Source organism: Ferrimonas sp. YFM (genome assembly GCF_030296015.1).
In the GTDB taxonomy this organism is placed as follows: domain Bacteria; phylum Pseudomonadota; class Gammaproteobacteria; order Enterobacterales; family Shewanellaceae; genus Ferrimonas.
The window spans coordinates 1,696,453-1,716,305 of the sequence record NZ_AP027368.1 but is presented as its reverse complement, the minus strand read 5'-3'; the positions used below and the strand labels follow the sequence as shown (position 1 = coordinate 1,716,305).

Annotated in this window: 22 protein-coding genes; 9 read left to right on the top strand and 13 right to left on the bottom strand. The window is 59.7% G+C overall.

Annotated elements, in window-relative coordinates; all coding sequences use genetic code 11:
- Positions 1 to 8: 8 nt before the first annotated feature.
- A complete protein-coding gene (locus QUE41_RS08080) occupies positions 9 to 779 on the bottom strand; it encodes an efflux RND transporter periplasmic adaptor subunit (protein WP_286342366.1) in 771 nt (256 codons plus the stop codon).
- 189 nt (positions 780 to 968) lie between these two features.
- Here QUE41_RS08080 and QUE41_RS08075 point away from each other — a divergent pair, with 189 nt between their 5' ends.
- From QUE41_RS08075 to QUE41_RS08050, 6 genes are all read left to right on the top strand, one after another.
- Positions 969 to 1,307: a hypothetical protein gene (locus tag QUE41_RS08075; protein WP_286342365.1), complete on the top strand. Its 339-nt coding sequence runs from the start codon at positions 969 to 971 to the stop codon at positions 1,305 to 1,307.
- Positions 1,308 to 1,477: 170 nt separating this feature from the next.
- Positions 1,478 to 2,701 (top strand): TolC family protein, encoded by a 1,224-nt coding sequence (locus tag QUE41_RS08070; RefSeq protein ID WP_286342364.1) that lies wholly within the window; start codon positions 1,478 to 1,480, stop codon positions 2,699 to 2,701.
- Positions 2,702 to 2,718: 17 nt separating this feature from the next.
- Positions 2,719 to 3,957, top strand: coding sequence for an efflux RND transporter periplasmic adaptor subunit (locus QUE41_RS08065; protein ID WP_286342363.1), 1,239 nt, complete (start codon positions 2,719 to 2,721; stop codon positions 3,955 to 3,957).
- A gap of 11 nt (positions 3,958 to 3,968) precedes the next feature.
- On the top strand, positions 3,969 to 7,148 hold the full coding sequence (locus tag QUE41_RS08060; protein ID WP_286342362.1) for an efflux RND transporter permease subunit: 3,180 nt from the start codon (positions 3,969 to 3,971) through the stop codon (positions 7,146 to 7,148).
- Between the two features lie 128 nt (positions 7,149 to 7,276).
- A complete protein-coding gene (locus tag QUE41_RS08055; protein ID WP_286342361.1) occupies positions 7,277 to 8,002 on the top strand; it encodes a helix-turn-helix transcriptional regulator in 726 nt (241 codons plus the stop codon).
- Positions 8,003 to 8,089: 87 nt separating this feature from the next.
- Positions 8,090 to 8,602, top strand: coding sequence for a GNAT family N-acetyltransferase (locus QUE41_RS08050; protein WP_286342360.1), 513 nt, complete (start codon positions 8,090 to 8,092; stop codon positions 8,600 to 8,602).
- A gap of 97 nt (positions 8,603 to 8,699) precedes the next feature.
- Here QUE41_RS08050 and QUE41_RS08045 read toward each other — a convergent pair whose 3' ends face one another.
- A complete protein-coding gene (locus QUE41_RS08045) occupies positions 8,700 to 10,241 on the bottom strand; it encodes a hypothetical protein (protein WP_286342359.1) in 1,542 nt (513 codons plus the stop codon).
- Between the two features lie 155 nt (positions 10,242 to 10,396).
- On the opposite strand from QUE41_RS08045, the gene QUE41_RS08040 reads away from it, so the two are divergent.
- Complete coding sequence (locus tag QUE41_RS08040) at positions 10,397 to 11,098, top strand: pseudouridine synthase (RefSeq protein ID WP_286342358.1); 702 nt, start codon at positions 10,397 to 10,399, stop codon at positions 11,096 to 11,098.
- On the opposite strand, the gene QUE41_RS08035 is transcribed toward QUE41_RS08040, so the two are convergent.
- Genes QUE41_RS08035 through QUE41_RS08025 form a run of 3 tightly spaced genes read right to left on the bottom strand, consistent with a single transcriptional unit; the run spans position 11,095 to position 12,929 of the window.
- Positions 11,095 to 11,496: a hypothetical protein gene (locus QUE41_RS08035; protein ID WP_286342357.1), complete on the bottom strand. Its 402-nt coding sequence runs from the start codon at positions 11,494 to 11,496 to the stop codon at positions 11,095 to 11,097. The two genes, QUE41_RS08040 and QUE41_RS08035, sit on opposite strands and share 4 nt — an antisense overlap.
- Complete coding sequence (locus tag QUE41_RS08030) at positions 11,486 to 11,893, bottom strand: hypothetical protein (RefSeq protein WP_286342356.1); 408 nt, start codon at positions 11,891 to 11,893, stop codon at positions 11,486 to 11,488. Before QUE41_RS08030 ends, QUE41_RS08035 begins: the two co-directional genes overlap by 11 nt.
- 16 nt (positions 11,894 to 11,909) lie before the next feature.
- Positions 11,910 to 12,929 (bottom strand): hypothetical protein, encoded by a 1,020-nt coding sequence (locus QUE41_RS08025; RefSeq protein WP_286342355.1) that lies wholly within the window; start codon positions 12,927 to 12,929, stop codon positions 11,910 to 11,912.
- A gap of 302 nt (positions 12,930 to 13,231) precedes the next feature.
- Between QUE41_RS08025 and QUE41_RS08020 the strand changes: the two genes are divergently transcribed.
- Positions 13,232 to 13,717 (top strand): DUF1097 domain-containing protein, encoded by a 486-nt coding sequence (locus tag QUE41_RS08020; protein WP_286342354.1) that lies wholly within the window; start codon positions 13,232 to 13,234, stop codon positions 13,715 to 13,717.
- Positions 13,718 to 13,769: 52 nt separating this feature from the next.
- Here the strand turns inward: QUE41_RS08020 and QUE41_RS08015 are convergent, their stop codons facing one another.
- Positions 13,770 to 14,528 (bottom strand): TIGR01458 family HAD-type hydrolase, encoded by a 759-nt coding sequence (locus QUE41_RS08015; RefSeq protein ID WP_286342353.1) that lies wholly within the window; start codon positions 14,526 to 14,528, stop codon positions 13,770 to 13,772.
- Between the two features lie 163 nt (positions 14,529 to 14,691).
- On the opposite strand from QUE41_RS08015, the gene ppk2 reads away from it, so the two are divergent.
- Positions 14,692 to 15,513, top strand: coding sequence for a polyphosphate kinase 2 (ppk2, locus tag QUE41_RS08010; protein ID WP_286342352.1), 822 nt, complete (start codon positions 14,692 to 14,694; stop codon positions 15,511 to 15,513).
- A 14-nt stretch (positions 15,514 to 15,527) separates the two neighbouring features.
- Here the strand turns inward: ppk2 and QUE41_RS08005 are convergent, their stop codons facing one another.
- From QUE41_RS08005 to QUE41_RS07975, 7 genes are all read right to left on the bottom strand, one after another.
- Positions 15,528 to 16,061 (bottom strand): GrpB family protein, encoded by a 534-nt coding sequence (locus QUE41_RS08005; protein WP_286342351.1) that lies wholly within the window; start codon positions 16,059 to 16,061, stop codon positions 15,528 to 15,530.
- Positions 16,048 to 17,100, bottom strand: a complete 1,053-nt coding sequence (locus QUE41_RS08000) for a serine hydrolase domain-containing protein (RefSeq protein ID WP_286342350.1) — start codon at positions 17,098 to 17,100, stop codon at positions 16,048 to 16,050. Before QUE41_RS08000 ends, QUE41_RS08005 begins: the two co-directional genes overlap by 14 nt.
- A 1-nt stretch (position 17,101) precedes the next feature.
- Positions 17,102 to 17,737, bottom strand: coding sequence for a hypothetical protein (locus QUE41_RS07995; protein WP_286342349.1), 636 nt, complete (start codon positions 17,735 to 17,737; stop codon positions 17,102 to 17,104).
- 87 nt (positions 17,738 to 17,824) lie between these two features.
- Entirely contained in the window at positions 17,825 to 18,040 is a 216-nt protein-coding gene (locus tag QUE41_RS07990) for a hypothetical protein (RefSeq protein WP_286342348.1), read from the bottom strand.
- 166 nt (positions 18,041 to 18,206) lie between these two features.
- On the bottom strand, positions 18,207 to 18,632 hold the full coding sequence (locus tag QUE41_RS07985; RefSeq protein ID WP_286342347.1) for a hypothetical protein: 426 nt from the start codon (positions 18,630 to 18,632) through the stop codon (positions 18,207 to 18,209).
- A gap of 26 nt (positions 18,633 to 18,658) precedes the next feature.
- Positions 18,659 to 19,123: a GNAT family N-acetyltransferase gene (locus tag QUE41_RS07980; RefSeq protein WP_286342346.1), complete on the bottom strand. Its 465-nt coding sequence runs from the start codon at positions 19,121 to 19,123 to the stop codon at positions 18,659 to 18,661.
- A 34-nt stretch (positions 19,124 to 19,157) separates the two neighbouring features.
- The gene (locus QUE41_RS07975; RefSeq protein WP_286342345.1) at positions 19,158 to 19,541 is read right to left on the bottom strand and encodes a hypothetical protein; all 384 of its coding nucleotides are present in this window, start codon (positions 19,539 to 19,541) and stop codon (positions 19,158 to 19,160) included.
- Positions 19,542 to 19,853 lie beyond the last annotated feature (312 nt).

Below are 19,853 nucleotides of genomic sequence, written 5' to 3'. Positions count from 1 at the left end.
TAGCCCCCTCACTGGCCCACCTCCAGCAGTACCTCGGCTCTGAAGCCAGGCAGAATCGTCAACTTATCATTGGTCAGCTCCAGCTCGGCCAGATATCCATGGCTGCCCGCTTCCATAGCCGGAGCAATTCTGGCCACCCGCCCGGTGACACTGGCGTCCAGCGCCGGAAGGCGAACCGTCAGTGGCTGACCGATGGACAGTGCCACCTTATCCTCCTCAATCAGCAGCAGCTGTACCTTAACCCGGTCCAATTGCACCAACTCATAGAGAGGGTCACCCAGATTCACCCACTGCCCCAGCTCGGCGTGGCGGGCCGCCACCCAGCCGTCAAACGGTGCAAGCAGCTGCGTTTTCTCCAACTCTCTTCGAGCCTGGGCCAGGGCACGGCGATCCAACTCCAGTTTGGCCTTGCTCACCTGGGTGATGCGGCTCTGTTCATCCAGCTCGCTTTCGGATAGAGAGCGGCGCCCTGCCAGCTCCTTGAGCCGGGTCAGCTGTTTGTGCTGACTCTGATACTCCGCGGCACTCAAATCGACCTGGGCTTGGGCCAACTCCACCGCCAAACGGGCATCTCGCTTGTCAAGTTGCAGCAACGCACTGCCCGACTGGACCCTGTCACCTATCTGGACAAGGTAATCGGCCACCACACCGCTGCTCTGAGCACTGACTGTGACCCTTTTCAAGGCTTTCACCTCTCCCACCAGATAGTCGGCGCCCTGGCTGGTAAAAGCCGCCAGGGATAAAAGGACGGCCCCTATGGCGCCCCTAGGATTACGCATCTTGCTGTCCCCTGTTATGAGTTCACAGGGTCAGTCTCTCTCAGGGGGTGTTGAAAAAACGTCAACTCTCTAGCGACACGGATTTTGTGACCCAGCTCCTGGGAGCAACAGGATTTTTTTGGTTACGGGAACCAATTTTGCTGATAGGATTCCAACCGCCTGACTGAAAGTGGAACCTCTGCTCTGAAAATGAAACGACTGGTATTGCTGATAGTGCTGACCTTACTGAGCCAGACCGCCAGCGCGGTATTGGAAGGGAGCCATGTGCATATCGGTGCGGACCTGCAGAGTATCGAGATTCACTTCGACAGTGGCAATCATCACCATGATGGCCATCACGATGAGACCCAGGAGCACCAACACTCAGACGGGGAGACCTGTCTGCATCACCACTGCCATGCGGGCCACCTGGCCATCGCCGTCACCGAGACGGCGCCAGCGACAGGGCGCCTGACACAGCACTATGTCTACCTGAGGGGCTATCCGGATCCTCAACCCAGCGAGCTGCTCAGACCCCCCATCGCCTGATCCTGCCTTCACCAGCGCAGGCTGCTCACAAGACCCAATTTGCCATTCCGTGTCACTGACTCCCCTGTCTTTGGCCCCATGGTGGTATGCCACAGGCGTCCCTTGCGAGCCCCGCTGCGACTGGTCATTTAGTCAATTTGAACGTCAATTTGTCGCAGGATCTTATCCCTATGCACACTATTGTCCGCACTGCCCTGATGGCAGTGGGCTTGTGCGCCGCTCAAGGCGTACAGGCCACCCCCTGGTCCGAGTTTGCCCAACAGGCACTGACCAGCCTGGAGGCTCTGCCCGAGATTCAGGCCCAACAAGCCGAACTGGCACTCTCCAATCTGGCGGTAGACACCGCCAACCAGGCTCTCTACAACCCGGGTCTCTCCCTGGACGTGGAGAACCTTGGCGCCTCCAGCGCCAAAGAGGAGGTCACCCTGGGCCTGTCCCAGAGCATCGACTGGTCCGATAAACGGGGCTACCGCACCCGGGTGGCTCAACTCGCCGCCCTCCAGGCTCAGGCTCAATATCGTCAAAGTCGCAACCTGGCGCTGGCCAGGCTGCTCAGCGGTTGGGTCAGCCTCAGCCAGGCCCAGACCCTGGCGGGCTACGCCAGCGAGCAGAAACAGCGCACCCTGGAGATGCTGACTCTGGCCGAACGCATGGTTCAGGTGGGTGAACTGGCTCCCCTGGACAGACAGCTGATCACCCTGGAGCTGGCCCGTGTTGGCAGTGACCACGCCGATGCCCTGCAAGCCCTGGCTCAGGCCAAGGCCCAGGTCAGGCTTGCAGGGGGCAACCCACAACTGGCGCTGCCCGCCTGGTCAGCCAGTATTTCCCTGCCCTCCACCGAGGTCACGCCACAGCTGCCCGCCCTTAAGGGCAACTATCAGAAGGTGTTGGCGGCCCGCGCCGCACTAGATCTGGCCCGAACCCAGGGCAAGGCGGACCCCACCCTCTCCATAGGTGCCAAGACCGATGGCGACGACAGCAGCCTGCAGCTGGGGGTCTCCGTGCCCCTCAATGTTCGCAACCGCTATCAAGGGGAGATCGCCCAGGCCAATCAAGCCATTCTGGTGGCCGAAAGCCAGTTCCTCAGTGATGCCCGTACCCTGGAGATCACCCTGGAATCACTGTCCGAACGCTACCAGGCGGTTAGTGACAACTACGTGAGCTGGCAACAGTTGACCCGGGACTCACTGCAAAGCAGCCAGAAGCTGATGCAGACCCTGTGGCAAGGGGGGGAGATGCCCACCAGTCAGTACCTGCAATCCCAGCAGCAACTGGCCGACACCCGGGCCGTTGGCGCCGAACTGGCGGCCGAACAAAGCACCCTGTGGATCGAGATGATGGCCCAGCGCGGCGAACTGGAAGCCTGGCTGACTGACCAGGCCCAGGCCCAATGAATTCGAGGAACAGCACCATGAAACGCAAAACACTGACTCCCCTGATGACCGCCCTGCTGCTGGCCTTTACCCAGGCGCCTGCCCTGGCCGGTGACGATCATGACCATCAGGCCAACACCGACCTGTCACTCATCACGCTGGATCTGGATGACCATGAGCATGGCGTTGCCGAAGAGGGCCATGACCACAGCTCAGAAGGGCCGGAGCACGGCCATGAGTCCGGAGACCATGGCCACGACGAAGGCGAGGAGCATGAGGAGGGGCTGCGACTCAGCCCTGCCCAGAGCGCCCTCGCCGGCATCGAAGTAGCAACAGTGACCGAGACCAGCCTCGACTTCCGTCACCCAGTTCCCACCCAGCTGCTGACCAACCCCAACCTGACCAGCGCCCTGTCTCTGCCGGTGGACGCCCGGGTGATCGCCCGCCATGTAACGCCGGGGCAGGAGGTTGAACCCGGTGCCAAGCTGCTGACCCTGGCCTCCAGCGCCATCGCCGACACCCAGGGCAGGCATCTGCTGGCCCTGGCCGAATGGCGCCGGGTCAAGTCTCTGGGCAAACAGGCGGTCTCCGCCAGCCGCTATCAGCAGGCCCGAATCGATCTGGAAACCAGCCTGCAGGATCTCTTGGCCCTGGGGATGACCCAGTCCCAAATAGATAGCCTGGACCAACAGGAGAGCCGTCTCGGCCAGTTCACCCTGCTCGCCCCCCACGCCGGTACGGTGCAGCAGGACAACTCGGTGATGCAGCAGAACCAACCGGCGCTGAGCACCCTGATGGTGTTGGCCGATGAGCACATCCTATGGGCCAACGCCCAGGTCTCCGCCTCCCAGGCCACTCTGATCCGCATCGGCCAGAAGCTGACCGTCCGCGTGGGCGAGGACTTGGTGCAAGCCACGGTGATCGGCCGCGACCATCAACTGGACCCCCGTACCCGCACCGAAGCGGTTCGGCTGGAACTAACCAACCCGGATCACCGCCTCCATGCGGGTCAGTTTGCCACCGCCTATATCAGCCAGAGCCAGCGCCGCGGCATCGTGCTGCCGGACTCCGCCCTGGCCCGCAGCCCGGATGGTGACTGGATGGTCTACCTCTATGACGACGGCCGTTACAGCGCCACCGAGGTGCAGGTGCTCAGCAGCCAGGAGGGGATGAATCTGGTCAGCGGTATCCAGCCCGGTAGCCAGGTGGCGGTGCAGGGCGCCTTCTTCCTGGCCTCTGAGCAGGCCAAGTCTGGCTTTGAGATCCACAACCACTAACAGGACCGCGTATGCTGAACTCATTGATCGCATCAGCGGTTCGTAACCGGCTGATTGTTTTGATACTGCTGCTGACCACCCTGGTGGCGGCGGCCTTTATGCTGCCCAGGCTCAACCTGGATGCCTTTCCGGACGTCACCAACGTCCAGGTCACGGTGAACACCCAGGCGGAGGGACTGGCGTCGGAGGAGGTGGAACAGCTGATCACCTACCCCATCGAAGCCTCGATGTACTCCCTGCCCGGCGTCACACAAGTGCGCTCCCTGTCGCGCACCGGCCTGTCCATAGTGACCGTGGTGTTTGAGGAGGGCACCGACATCTACTTCGCCCGCCAGCAGGTGTTTGAGCAGCTGCAGGCGGCCCAGGAGAACATTCCCCAGGGCGTCGGCACGCCGGAGATGGGCCCCAACACCTCCGGCCTAGGCCAGGTATATCAGTACCTGCTGCGCGCCGAGCCCGGCAGCGGCTTCGATGCCATGGCGCTGCGTGGCCTCAACGACTACCTGGTGAAGCTGATGCTGATGCCGGTGGACGGGGTCACCTCGGTGCTCTCCTTCGGCGGCGAAGTGCGTCAATACCAGGTGCAGTTGGACCCCAACAAGATGCAGTCCTTTGAACTGACCCTGGACGACGTCCAGCAGACTCTGGAGGCCAACAACCGCAACACAGGCGGCTGGTTTATGCCCAGGGGCCAGGAGCAGTTCGTGGTCCGTGGCTACGGCTTTATCCCCGCCGGGGATGCAGGGCTTCAGGCGATTCGGCTGCTGCCACTCAAAGCCATCGAGGGCACCCCGGTAACCATAGGCGACATCGCCAAGGTCGACTATGGCTCGGAGATCCGCGTCGGCGCGGTCTCCATGACCCGCCGGGATGACCAGGGAAAGCCCCAGCCCCTGGGCGAGGTGGTCTCCGGGGTGGTGCTCAAGCGGATGGGGGCCAACACCAAGGCCACCATCGACGACATCAAACTGAAAGTGCCCCTGATCCAGCAAGCCCTGCCCGAGGGCGTGACCTTCGAGCCCTATTACGACAACGCCGATCTGGTGGCCAAGGCGGTGAAAACGGTAACCGATGCCCTGCTGATCGCCTTTGCGCTGATCATCGTCATCCTGGCGCTGTTCCTGCTGAATCTGCGCGCCACCGTGCTGGTGCTGCTCTCCATTCCGGTGGCCATCGGCATCGCCCTGATGGTCATGGCCTATTTCAATATGTCGGCCAACCTGATGTCCCTGGGCGGCCTGGCAGTGGCCATCGGCATGCTGGTGGACGGCTCGGTGGTGATGGTGGAGAACATCTTCAAACACCTGAGTCAGCCGGATCGCCGCCACCTGGACCAAGCCCGGGCCCGCAGCAATGAAGCCGACCCCCACCATGCGGGTGACGACAACCAGGGCATCGCCATGCGCATCAAGGCCGCCGCCCAAGAGGTGGCCAGCCCGGTGTTTTTCGCCACCAGCATCATCATCGTGGTGTTTGCCCCGCTGTTCACCCTGCAAGGGGTGGAGGGCAAGATGTTCCAGCCCATGGCGGTAAGCATCATCCTGGCGATGCTGGCCGCCCTGGTGGTGGCGCTGCTGGTGGTGCCCGCCCTGGCGACCATGGCCTTCAAGCGGGGCGTCAGCTTCCGCCCCAGCCCCCTGGTGACCCCGCTGGAAAAGGGCTACCGCACTCTGCTGGGCAAGATCATCCATCGTCCCAAGACGGTGATCATCGCCGCCCTGCTGGCCTTTGTGGCCACCCTCAGCCTGGTGCCTCAATTGGGCACCGAGTTCGTGCCCGAGCTTGAGGAGGGCACCATCAATATTCGGGTGACCCTGGCCCCCACCGCCAACCTGGAGACCAGCCTGGGGGTGGCCCCCAAACTGGAGCAGATCCTGATGAGCTTTCCCGAGGTGGAGTATGCCCTGAGCCGGGTGGGCGCCGCCGAGCTCGGCGGCGATCCCGAGCCCATCAGCAACATCGAGATCTACGTGGGCCTGAAGCCCATCGACCAGTGGACCTCCGCCAGCGATCGCTTCGAACTGCAACAGAAGATGGAGGAGAAACTGTCCCAGTTCCCCGGGCTGCTGTTTACCTTCAGCCAGCCCATCGCCACCCGGGTGGATGAGCTGCTCTCCGGTGTCCGCGCCCAACTGGCCATCAAGCTGTTTGGCCCGGATCTGGAGGTGCTGGCCAGCAAGGGTAAGGAGATTGAGGAGCTGGTGAAACAGGTAGACGGTGCCGTAGGTGTGGCCATGGAGCAGATCCAGGGTGAACTGCAGCTGGTGGTGCGCCCTGACCGGGCCAAACTGGCCCGTTACGGCATCAGCGTCGACAGCGTGCTGCAGCTGGTGTCCGACGGCATCGGCGGCCGAGAGGCGGGTCAGGTGATCGACGGCAACGCCCGTTACGACATCCAGTTGCGCTTCGCCGAGCAGTTCCGCAGCAGCCCGGAGAAACTGGCGGATCTGCTGCTCTACGCCCCGGATGGCAGCCAGGTGCGCCTGGGGGATGTGGCGGAGATTGGTATGGAGAGTGCCCCACCCAACATCCGCCGTGATGATGTACAGCGACGGGTGGTGATTCAGGCCAACGTCTCCGGCCGGGACATGGGCTCGGTGGTGGCCGACATCTACCAGACCGTGGCCGACAACGCCGAGCTGCCCGCCGGTTACGGGGTCAAGGTGGGGGGCCAGTATGAAAGCCAGCAGCGGGCCCAACAGCGGCTGGCCATCGTGGTGCCCCTGTCGGTGGCGCTGATCGCTCTGCTGCTCTACTTCAGCTTCGGCTCCATCAGCCAGGCACTGCTGATCATGGCCAATGTGCCCCTGGCGCTGATTGGCGGGGTGCTGGCGCTCTATCTCAGCGGCACCTACCTGTCGGTGCCCAGCTCCATCGGCTTCATCACCCTGTTTGGGGTGGCGGTGCTCAACGGGGTGGTGCTGGTGGACGCCATCAATCAGAGGGTAGCCAGTGGCGAGAGCGTGGCTCAGGCCGCCTTCGAAGGGGCCATCAGCCGGCTGCGGCCGGTGCTGATGACCGCCCTGACCTCGGCCCTGGGACTGCTGCCGGTGATCCTCTCCACCGGCATCGGATCCGAGGTCCAGCGCCCCCTGGCCATGGTGATCATCGGCGGCCTGGTCAGCTCCACCGCCCTGACCCTGCTGGTGCTGCCCACCCTCTACCAGAGGTTCGCCCCTAAACAGTCCTAAGCGACTCACCCATTCAGGCGCCTCCTTCGGGAGGTGCCCACCTCCCCGCAACAATTGATTAACACCCTGACCCAGGTCAAAATCCGAGCAGTTTCCGTCCTTTACACTTTAAGTGACAAGGAGAATCTATGGATTGGCAGCCCCTCTACTACTGGATCAACGAACTGTGCCAGGCGGACAGCGATGAGGCCCTGTGTCATGCCCTGAACAGGCTGACTCAGCTTCTGCAAGCGGACAGTAGCCTGCTGTTTCTGGTGGATCCCCAGACCGGGCAGCCGCGAAGCTTTGCCGCCGGTCTCTCCCAGCGCTCGTTGGCCTTTATGGCCAGCCACAGCCAGGAGGACCGCTACCTGCACACCTACATCGAGCAGAACCAATTTGGCCATGCGGTCTGCCTGCAGGATCTGCTGCCCCGCCCCAAGGCCGAAGAGGGTGGCTTCCTGGAACGCTTCGCCCCTCATTTCGATTACCGTTACTCCATGGGTCTGCTGCTGCCCCTGGTCAATGGTCGTCAGCTGGGCCTCTCCTGTCATCGCCGGCGCACGCCGTTTCCCAAGGGGATTGAGCACACCCTGCAGTGTGTGGGCGCCGCCCTGCTGCCCTGGGCACAACTGAGGCTGGCCCCCAGGCTCAATCCTCAGCTGAGCTTTGCGGCTCTGCCGGAGGGGCTCACCCACGCCGAATGCCAGGTGCTGCAACTGCTGGCTCAGGGGATGGACGGCAGCGAAATTGCCCGCCACCGGCGAGTCAGCAAGGAGACGGTGAAGAGCCAGATTAAGTCCCTGCTGCACAAAACCGGCAGCCGTCACCAAAACCACCTCCTCAGCCAATTGCGGGAAACCAGCTTCGCCTGAACTCGCCCCTCCCCCTTCACCTTGAATCCGCCCACCAGTTGCGCTTTAGTGGTGTCTTTGGGGCAAGAGCTGACAGGGAAGATAGTGATGACTGAGTTGGAAACAGAGAGGCTGCGCCTTCAGCGATTCTCATTGGAGGATGTGGATGGCTTTTTTGAGCTGAACAACGACCCGGTGGTACTGAAATACACCGGTGATAAGCCCTTTGACAACAAAGACCAGGTTGCGGCGTTCATCAGCGACTACGCCCAGTATCAGCTTAACGGCTTTGGCCGCTGGTCGCTGTATCTGAAAGAGACGGGAGAGTACCTGGGGTTTTGTGGCCTTCGAAGGGCAGAGCCAGGCGCAGAGGTGGACATCGGCTTTCGAATAATGCGCAGGCACTGGCGCCAGGGCTACGCACTGGAGTCCGCCATCGCAGCGCTGCAGCTTGGTTTCGGGCGATACCAACTGGACAGGATCGTTGCCCGCGCCATGGAGGACAACCAGGCCTCTCACGCGGTGATCAACAAACTGGGCATGACCCGCTGCGGCGCGTTTGCCGAGGAGGGAGTCAACTGGGTCAAGTACGAGCTTTTTGCCCCGGACGTTAAGCGGTAACAAGTTCAGTCTCTCAGGCTGATTCACCACTGTCAGAGATAAAAAAAGGGCGAGGAGCACGAAGCCCGACGCCCTTTGGTACTAGCAGACTACGCAACTATTTCTCCATACGCACCAGCATGGCATACACATAGGCACCGTCCTCCTCGGGATAGAGGTTGATGGCCACGTCGTAGGAGGCGTTCACCAGCCAGTAGCCGTTGTACTCATCCTTGATCATGCCGTCGGCCAGGGTCAGTTTCATGGTATCGACAATCTCCAGGTCCGCTTGTGGGTCGTCTGTGGCCTTCTGATACCAGCTGCTGTTGCCCTCGGCGTCAAACACCACCTCATCCAGGCTGTAGTTGAAGGCGTAGGCGTTGTTCTCGGACGCAGGTACATTGATGGTGACGCTGTACCAGCGGCCTTCCAGGCCCGCCAGAATCAGCTGTTCAGGCTGCTTCACACCCAGCATCAGTTCCTGTTCAACCTCATCCCATACCGCCACCTGCATGATGACGTCCTTATTGGCGGACAGTTGGATGTAGCCTTCCTCCTCATCCAGTACCCGGCCGGTGGCATCCAGCCCGAAGGTGAACTGGTCGGTGGCGTCGTTATCTGTGCCGCCCAGGTCGCGGAAGTCCACTGCGCCCTGGTCATCGATATCCAGGTGATAGACACCGAAACCGTACTGGGCAGGGTCTCCGACCTTGTGAGCCGGGGTATACAGGCTGCCGATGAACCATTCGCCCTGAAGGTCGGCCAGCTCATAGGACTCGGCCCGCTTCAGGGCCACGGCGATGCGCTGACGCTCCTCTTCGCCGGCATACCAAAGCAGCATCTGCTCGCCGGTGTCCATCTGCGCAAGCTCTTCATCGTCTTCAAACTGAATCTTACCCTTGGCATCGATGGCGACGGCGTAGCTCTCCTGATCGTACTTCTCACCGCTCAAGGTGAACTCATCCACGGTCAGGGTGGCGTCGGCGATGGCCCAGTTGGCCAGGCGGTAATCCATGTAGTCGGCGTTATAGAAGCCGTATCTGGGCGTCAGCCACTCCATGGAGACCCACTTGCCGTTCAGGTCCATGTCGCTGAAGCCCGGGTTGACGGTTTCATCGAAGTGGTCGAGGGCTTCCTCCTCGCTGACCAGATCTTCGACATCCAGGCCCGCGGTCTCCATGGCGCCGGTCATCTGAGTCTCAAACTGCTCACCGGTCACGTCTATGGTCACCTCACCCAGTGCGGTGACCACTGCTGCGGGAATGCTGATGCCGTTGTCCGGGTTGCCGTCTTCATCCAGAGATTGCAGCAACCTCAAGGTGTTCACCACCGCCTGGGTGGTGGGGTCGTCCGTATCAAACAGGTCGAGCGGGGTCACCTGCTCGCCACCGGCCACCGCCGGGAACTGGGTGCCCCCCAGGCTGAACTGCACCTGCTCCCCGGAGACATATTGGAACTCGCCGGCGGCATTGGTGGTGCCGTTCTGGGTGTCTGTGGTGAAAGTCAGTCCGCCTACGGGGCTGTCCACAAACACCCCGGTCAGCACATCGGGCTCAATTGGGGGCTTGGGGTCGGAATCGGAATCGCTGCCACATCCGCCCATCAGGGCTGCGGCGGCGGCCAGTATCAGAAATTGGTTGAATCCATGTTGTGTTTTCATACTTACCTCCTGCTAGTCACCCCATTGATACTCAGAAGGAAAAACAGGTTCATCCCCCGTCCGGGGGATAGGTCAATCAACCCTGATCCGGATCAATCCATTTGGGCGTTTTTTCCCTTGGGTGTACCATTGTCCGCCCCTAATTGGAGTCAACGATGCGACTGGACAGATACCTCAGTAAAACCCTGAGAGTGAGCAACAAGCAGGTGAAGCAGTGGCTGGAGTGTGATCAGATAACCCTGGATGACGCCCCCTGCAAACAGGGGGAAACCCTGGTCAACCGCTTCAGCCGCATCCAGGTGGAAGGCAGGCCGCTGGCCCACGACACCCCGCTCTACCTGCTGATGCACAAACCGGCCGGGGTGCTCAGTGCCACCAAGGACAGGGAGCACACCACCGTCATCGAATTGATTGAGGCCCAGTACCCCCATCTGGATAGCAGTGACCTTCACCTGGCGGGGCGCCTGGACCGGGCCACCACCGGCCTGCTGCTGCTGACCAACGACGGCGCCTGGTCCAAGGCGTTGACCCGTCCCGAGCAGAAGATCCCCAAAACCTACCTGGTGACCACGGAGCACCCCATCCCGCCGGAAGCGGTTGAACGCTTTGCTCAAGGCGTATGGTTTGACAAGGAGGGCGTGACCACGGCGCCGGCCCAAATGCAGCTGCTGTCGGATACCCGAGCCAGGCTGACCATCTATGAGGGGATGCATCATCAGGTAAAAAGGATGTTTGCGCTGTATCACAACCCTGTGGTGGCTCTGCACCGGGAGCGGATGGGCAACCTTGTCCTGGATTCAGAGCTGGCCGAGGGCCAGTGCCGGCCCCTGTCCCGGCAGGAGATCGAGGGAATCTAGGGGCGGGAGCCCCCGGAGCAGTACAGGGGCTGATCGAAATGGGGAGAGCTCAGCGCCCCCGTGCTCTTAGCAAGGTTGATGCTGAGCAGCAGATCCACCGGATTATCCTGACCGGGATGGTTCCACTTGAGCTGCTCCCCCAACACCACCAGAAAAGGCGAGCGTGCCAACACCCTGCCCTCTCCTTCCCAGCAGCCACTGTAGGCGCACACGCTCAGGGTGCCAGCGTCCGATACGCTAATGCTTAACGGGGTAAAGTCCTCCCCCTGGAGCAGGACACATCCGTCACCGCTGCAGCCGGACTCAAAATCATTGGTGCAGGACCAGTCCGCCAGCACTGCAGGCGAGCCCAGCAGGGCCAGGCCAAACACCACGGGTCTTAACAGATCAATAGTCACAGAGATCGATCACCCACTGACCCCGACACTGAACCCAGTCCCCTTCCGCGGCGGGGATCTGAAAATCACCCAGCTCATTGTCAGTTTTAACCGGTATCAGAGAATCGATGAGGTACTCCACATCACCGTCACTGTTGAGCCTGGCACCCAAATAGACCCCGGTAATGGCCTTGTCGAGGGAGCGCTCCCGCGCCTCGGTGGGAACCACTTCCCCGTGCCACAGAGTCAGGCGGGCTCGGCGCTCCTGCTCCAGGGGAAATGCCTGGCCTATCTGCTCTTCGCTGCCCAGATAATAACAATCCAGGGTGACACCGTGTTCCAGCAGATCCACCCGGATCATTCCCTCATTGTTACAATCGCAAGGCACCAGAGCCTTGGCCACTACTCTATGGCTCACAAAAAGGCCCCTTGCTTCACTGCATCTCTCCCAGAACTTGGAAATTGGTAATGATGTGATTGTGATAATCCACCATGATCATGGCGCTGCGGTATTCGTACTCGGCCCAGCCCTCCTGTTCACCTTCATCGTTGATGTAACCGCCGCCATTTTTGGCATAGCCCATCAGGGACACCGCACCACAGGAGCTCATTCCCACCAAGATCTCCCCGGTCTGAATCGCCTTGATGTCGGTGTCATTCCACATCTTCCGCTCCTTAGCCAAAGCCAGGAAACGATTAAACTCAGCCAGGGTCAGCTTGTTGCGTAGCTGTTTATCGCCGAAGGCTTCGCAGCTGTAGAGACGGTCCAGACCGGCAAAGGTAACGCCGCCAAACTCCAGAGGGTCGGGCTGTTCAACCACCTCCTCCACAGCCAGGCAGAGCCCGTCGTCGCTGTAGGAGGCGCACTGCCACTCCTTTTCTTTAAAGCGTACCTTCTCGGGCGTCCACATACGGTTCTTCTTATGGAACACCGCAGGGATGGGTTTATCCTGGCTGGCCAGCTCCTTGGCTTTCTTAGCCTCCTCCGCCTGCTTCATCAACTCCAGTTCCTTCGGAGGAATCACTTCCACGCCACTGCAGGTGCCGTCGTCGCGATAGTGGACACAACGCCAATATTGGTCATTCCAGATGATCTTCTCAGGGTTCCACATCCGCTTGTTGTTGAACACACAGGCACAAGGGGTGTCATCCGGGTTCTCAATCTTGTAGTTGCCCCTTTTGGACGTCTTGCTGGCCTTCTTAGATTCATCGAAGAGGGTCACCTCATCCTCGGGCACCTCCTCCACCGACACGCAACTTCCATCAGAACGATAACGACTGCAGCGCCAGAATTTGTTTTTATACACGACCTGCTCTTGATTGAAGTCGCGCTTATTGTTGAATACTTGGGTCGTCGGCTTCTCCAAGGGTGCGATGCCATCATCGGCTGCCGACGCAATTCCAGCCAAGCTGCTGACCGACAGAGACAACAGCAGTGCCAAATGTAGCCTCATAGATTCCCCTTTAACCCATTGATTAACTAACAGCATTTTAACATCGACGGGGATTTTGTTTCCGATCCAGGTTCACACATCGGTGTTCTTCACAGGCCCAAAGGGCTCGTGAGTCAGCAAGGAGGGCGCAGGTCATAAGCCTCTGCGACCTATGTAATTTTTTTTCACCAAAGTCACACAAGCACCAATACTTGGATCAAAAAAACGCTACAAAGGGGAGTTAATGTGATCGCGATCACTAGCAAATGGAACCCGGTTCGCTACACTGCGTTACCTTTCCTAGATAAAGGTAGTGAACTTTCATGTCTGTATTGGTGGCCATCGCAATCACAACCGGGATCCTGTCCGCCCTGTGGGGCTGGGTGTCCGTGACCCTGGGTCTGCTGACCTGGGCCGGCTTTCTTGGCTGTACCAGCTACTTCGCCTCCCCCCAGGATGGCGTCAAAGGGCTGGCAACCAGCATGATCACCAATATGAGTGGTGTGTTCTGGGCCATGGTGATCATCCAGCTCTCCACAATCGCCGGAATCGAAGTGGTGGGTTATGTGATAACTGGTGTGGTCGCCACCCTGATGTGTGTTCAAGCCAAGCAGAGCTGGCTGGGTTACATTCCCGGCACCTTTGTCGGCTGCTGCGCCACTTTTGCCGCCAGCGGCGACTGGATGGCCGTGGTGCCCGCCCTGCTGGTCGGTGGCCTGTTCGGCTTCCTGATGAAATCTACTGGCCTCTGGTTGCACCAGAAAGTGAACCAGAGCCGTGCTGAACTCGAAACAGCAGAATCCAAATAACTATAAACTCTCCTGACTCTCATCTTCAGGCCGCCCAGTGCGGCCTCTTTTTTTATGTTGGCTTCAGCGCCAGCTCCACCGCCTCGGTCACAGAGGGAACGCAGGGGAAGGTCATGTCAGAGCCAGTCTCATCGCCGTTTCGGTATTTGCCTGTCTGAACCAGGCACCCCTGCAGGCCTGCTCCCATGGCGCCCTCCACATCCCCCTGAACATCGTCGCCCACCATCATCACCTCACCGGGCAATAGCTTGGTCTCTGTGACCCCTTGAAGGAAGAAGGCAGGAGCCGGTTTGCCGACGATCAGTGCCTGGGTGCCCGCCGCGTATTCCAGGGCTCGAATAAAGGGACCCGCATCCAGGTGCATCTGGCCGTCGAGCTTAAAGTAACGGTTCATGCCAATGCCCAGCAGAGGCGCCCCTTCCAGACAGAGGCGGAACGCCCGGTTCAGGGCCTGATAGCTAAAGCCCTCTGCCGCATCTGCCAGCAACACCGCGTTGGGGTCATCCTGTGGCAAATCTTTGAACTCATCCATCACTTGACTGTGAACCAGGCAGAAAGGCCGCCAGCCCTTTTCCTGAATCATCGCCTTGGCGGCTGAAGGGGCGGTGATGATCTGCTCCAGCTGCAACTCAAAACCCAGCTTGATCAGATCGTCAAACACCTTGATCCGAGTCTTGCGCGAAGTGTTGGTGAGAAAGCGTACCTGCAAATGACTGGCCTGAGCCCTGGCCACCGCCTCCACGGCACCGTCGATGGCTTGATGGCCGTCATACAGCACGCCGCTGATGTCGAAAAACAGTCCCTTGACCATAAACGCCTCCCCGGAGCCACCTCGGCAAACAGTCCTATGAGTATATGCACCGGCCACAGGCAAGGCCGGACAGGGGTGGAAAAACGAGCAGGTTAAGGTTTAATCTCAATAGGTTGGCGTAGGAAAGCGCTGCAGATACCCAGACAGGATAAGGACAACCATCATGGCCACGGAGAAAGAGACCGGCAGAGCCCGGGACAGCAAACCCAAGATGAACCAGGAGGAGTACGAAGAGGAGTTGTATCTGCTGCACGCCGAGCTGGTGAAGCTTCAGTACTGGATCAAGGAGAAGGGGCTCAAAGTGGTGGTGGTGTTCGAGGGGCGCGACGCCGCAGGCAAAGGGGGTGCCATCAAGCGCTTCACCGACCGGGTCAGCCCCAGGGTATTCAGGGTGGTGGCCCTGCCCGCCCCCACCGAGCGGGAAAAGAGCGAATGGTTTGCCCAGCGCTACGTTCCCCACTTCCCCGCCGCCGGCGAAGTAGTGCTGTTTGACCGCAGCTGGTACAACCGCGCCGGGGTGGAACGGGTCATGGAGTTCTGCACCCAGGAGCAGTACGAAACCTTCCTGAAGTACACCCCCATCTTCGAGCGCGCCATCGCCGACTCGGGGATCATCCTCATCAAGTACTGGTTTGAGATCAGCATGGAGGAGCAGGAGCGCCGCTTTAAGGCCCGCATCAAAGACCCCAGAAAAACCTGGAAGCTGAGCCCCATGGACCTGGAGTCCTACCACCGCTGGTACGAATACTCCCGGGCCCGCGACGCCATGTTCGCCGCCACCCACAACAAGCACGCCCCCTGGCACATCGTCCGCTCCGACGACAAGAAGCGTGCCCGGCTCAACTGCATCTCCCACTTCCTCAGCCAATTCCCCTATGAAGAGGTGGACAGAGACAAGGTGAAACTGGGTAAACGCCTGCTCAACGGGGAGTACGACGACAGGGCGTCCATCGCCGATTACCCCTTTATCAAGGAGCGGTTCTGACAGCCAAAACCAGGCTAATCCCGTGAGCCGACCGAGTCATACCAGGTGAGCGCCAGGGCTTCATGGCATTGGATAAAGTCGTTCTTATGGGCCATGTAGCGCTGGATGTCGTGTTGACACAGCGCCGCTCCCTCCAGCTTGATGTCGCCATAGGCTCTGGCCACATCCGGGTGAGCCCGCAGGTAATCCCGAAACGCCAGGTGACGGCGAATCTCCAGACTACCTGCTTGATAGCAGTGCAGGTGATGGGTGCGCTGTGCCCCGCCCTTTTGAAAGTAACGCCGCCCGCCGATGCCAAACTCCCCCTTGGCCAGATAACCCAGCGCCTCCAGCCTGGGGCTGACCGCATCCAGCTCGGCAAGAGAGGGCACCTGCATCAGCATGTCGATCACCGGCTTGGCCGCCAGCCCGGGGACCGCTGTACTGCCGATATGATGCAACCTGGCGCCTTCCAGTCGCAGCAGGTCGCTTATCTTGCCGGCTTCTTGCTGAAACCTTTCCGGCCAGTCCAGGCTATAGGGCTCGACGGTGATCTCACGGCTGGCCATGGAAATCCTTTGAGATGGGTTTGCTGGCCAACTGCCGTATCAGCTCATTGCGAATGCGGTCATGAATGCCGAATACCCGAGGCATGTCCCCCGGATACCAGGAGACATTTTCCAAAATCACCAGGGTCACCTTGTGCTCTGGATAGTAGGTCATGGTGGAGATGTAGCCCGGCACGTAGCCACTGTGGCTGTACTCGATGCCCGCATCGGTCTCGGCCACCTGCAGACCAGAGGCATAGCCCAGTTTGCCCCAACGATGAGGCCGCTGGGAGGTCGGATTGAGCATACTGCCAGTGTCTGCCAGCACCTTATCCGACTGATACAGACAACGATTCCAGGCCGCCAGATCTGACGTACTGGATACGATGCCGCCACTGGGCACAGACGCCTGTGGCAACGGCCGTTCTACCGCCACCCGTTTGCCATCCTGGCGCTCTCTCTCACCGGGCGCCAGCCTGGCTGCTGCACTCACCGGGTGGCGCTGGCTGGGCGCAAAGCTGTGGCGCATATCACACAGATAAAACAACGCTTTCGCCTGCTCGGCATAGGGACGCTGGCCAACTTTCTCGATGATCTGCCCCAGCAGATCGTAACCCAGGTTGGAGTAGCGGAACTGCCCGGGCTGCTCGGCCAAAGGCCTGTTCAGGGCGATGATGCCACTGGTGTGATTGAGCATCTGTCCCAGGGTGATGCGCCCCTGCCACTGTTCGGGCAGGTCAGGCAGGTACTGCTCCGGGCGATCGGTCAGGTTCACCCTGCCCTGCTCCACCAATCGCAGCAGCAGTGCGGCGGTGATCTGCTTGCTCAGTGAACCGATGACAAACTGCTGGCCGGCGTTGTCGGAAGAGGCAAACACCAGCTCTGTCGCGCCTTCGGGGCTTATCAGCACATCCCCCGGGAAGGGGCGCTCTGTCTGCGAAAGCATGAGGGTATGGAAGGGCTGGCTGCTCAGCCAGGAGGAGGCATGGCTGCCGGCGGTCACCAGCAGCAAGAGCCAGGACAGGCGCCTGGCCAGATAACGGAGTCGAACGGTTAACACATCAGGCACTCAGGGTTTGATGATTGGCAAAATAGACTGCTTCAAGGAACAGCGAGTCGCTGTTGCCCTGTTCGTTGTGCATCTCTTTGAGGATGCCTCCAAACAGGGTGTAGGTCTCTGGCAATTTCTCGTCGCTGTGAGCGTGGGCCACCACAAACTCCCGCTCACTCTGAGAGTCCCGGACCTGATACACGTCGTACTGGTCGACGATGGGAATCATGGTAAACGTCGTTACCGTCCCAGCGGTAATGGGCACCAGAATCATACCACCGAAATTCTCCATGGACTTCACCAGCCGCGGCACACCGCCGATGATGACCGGCTCGCCCGCCTGACCTTCCAGCTTGGCCTGCACCGGCGTATACCGGCTTGGCTTATGTGTCTGGTACTCCTGCTGCAGATCCTCGCTGAGACTGCTTCGCACCGCCATAGACTCCTCTGGCGACAACTCGGAAAGCGCCATATCAAGATAGAGGAACATGGTCTGGGTATCGCTGAACACACCGGCCACCTTGGCCAGCTCAGCCTGCTCCACCACCCCATCATCGGCTTCGGTGAGAATGTTGTAAAAACGGCCACCGTTATCCAGATCCGCCAGGGCTTCCTTAAGGGAGCTGTAAGTAATGATTGTCTTCACTGTTGCCTCCTGTTCCTTGGATATCACCATGAAACCCCTGTCATTGTGACGGCACACGCTGCCCGTTCTCAAATGACAGAGCGCGATTCAGTTACAGGCACAGGCCAATTGACCATTGTCCTGCACCCACTCGGTGTAGTTGCCCTCACCACACTCCTGTTTGATGATCTGGCAGCTGCCCGCGTTACGAGAATATGACTTGCCGGTCACCTTCTCCAACAACCTGTCCTGGGCTTGCTGCTCGAACGGCTGAGAGGAGCACCCTCCCAGCAATAGGATGGAAACAACTAGCAGATATTTCATTGATTCATCCTGAATTCAATTGGTTGCAAAAAGACAGCACTGCAATCTCTCATATCAGCGACTTTAGCCAAGCATTCGCGGTAACGCCAATGATCACCCCATCAACAGCAGTGCCCCGCTGAGAACCAGCACCAGAGTTGTGTCCGCATTGTGGTTAAACAGAAATTCAGCCATCTGGACCGGCCTCAGGCCATAGTTTGGGACAACAGTAAGCGTACTGATATATGGCCCAGGTCCCCGGGGAGATCGCCAGCAGGACCAGGGCAGACACACCCGCACCCGCCACGGCCCCGCCGGGCAGGGCAAACAGCAGATAGAGGGTTAAACAGGCCAGTGACAACCAGCCAACCGAGAGCAGCCAGAACAGAGCGCGCCACCAATGACGCCTGAAGATGGGCCGTTGACGCACATAGCCCATCACCCCCAAAGCCAACAGCACTGCAACCATCAAGGGCAGGTAACGGCTTGCCGGCCCGCCGGTGTCGGTGGACACCTTCTGAAACAGCCTTCCCAATGCCAAAAGCAGCAACAGGGCCATGTAGACCCAGTGATAGATCCTGAGGGAACCACCCTCTTTCACTTTATGACTCATAGCCAGATTCATCCCTGAAAACGACGTCAGACAGAGAGTTTGAAGCCCTCGTGACTGGCCGTAAAACCCAGCTTCTCGTAGAAACGTATGGCATCCGGGCGCTGTTTGTCGCTGGTTAACTGCACCATGGCGCAGCCTCTCTCTCGCGCCAGTTCAATGGCGTATTCAAACATCTGCTCTCCGCAGCCTTTCCCCCGGTACTGCGAGGCGATGCGCACCCCTTCCACCAGACAGCGCCAACTGCCCTGATGGGTCAGGTAGGGGATAAAGGTAAGTTGCAGCATTCCGACCAACTGTCCCTGGTGGGTGGCCAGCAGAAGCAGATTATTATCGTCAGCTTCTATGGCCTCAAAGGCCTTGTGATAACTATCGGGGAGGGGGCGAACATTGTGCTCACGCTGCTGGCCCAGGGCATCATCTGCAAGCAAGCCGACCAGAGATTCCAGGTCACCTCGCTCGGCAGGTCTGAACTGCAGATCCATTTTACTCATATCAAACTACACCTCGGTGAGAACAGGCAGAGTATCAATCTGACCATGCTTCAAACCGGTTTTCAAAATCAAACACCTGATAGGGCGGCACCTGACCATTGAGCATCACAGGGAGGTTGATTTCGCTACGATCCCCGCCATCGCACTCTGGGGGCCACACCATCCAGCTGACGTCGTAATACCACCAGCCATTGGGACCGGAGCGCTTCAGGGCGCAGCCACTGAAACTTGGCTCGGCGCAGGGGAAATCCGCAAGCATCTGAGCCAGCGACTCGGCAGAAGCCGCTATCGCCTCCCTGGGGGACAAAGGCGGAAACGGCGCCTCCTCTGCCCAGGCGGGACTGTCCGCCCCCTGCTCGGGCCCAAAGGAGAACTTAAACAGCAGGGTTTCAAAATAGTAGGAGTAGAGTGTGACCATACCGCTTCCTCCCCACGCAACACCCCTTGGCCCTCGCCACCTCAGCGGGCTAATGATGGCCACGCCGATTCAAAAAGCCATCGGCGTCGGGACTCAAGTAGAGATAGATACAAAAGAAGGCCCAGAATATCAGAAACAACGAAGGCACCAGCACGGCAAATCGGGTGATAAGCTCAGTGGTCGGCTCCCAAGATGGGCCCATGACCACTCGGGTCAATGCAATTAATGAAACAAGCACGGTGAACAGACAGGAAATTCTGAGCGCTCGTTTGGGAATGGTTTTATTCCACATAACACCTCGGTTAGACGACA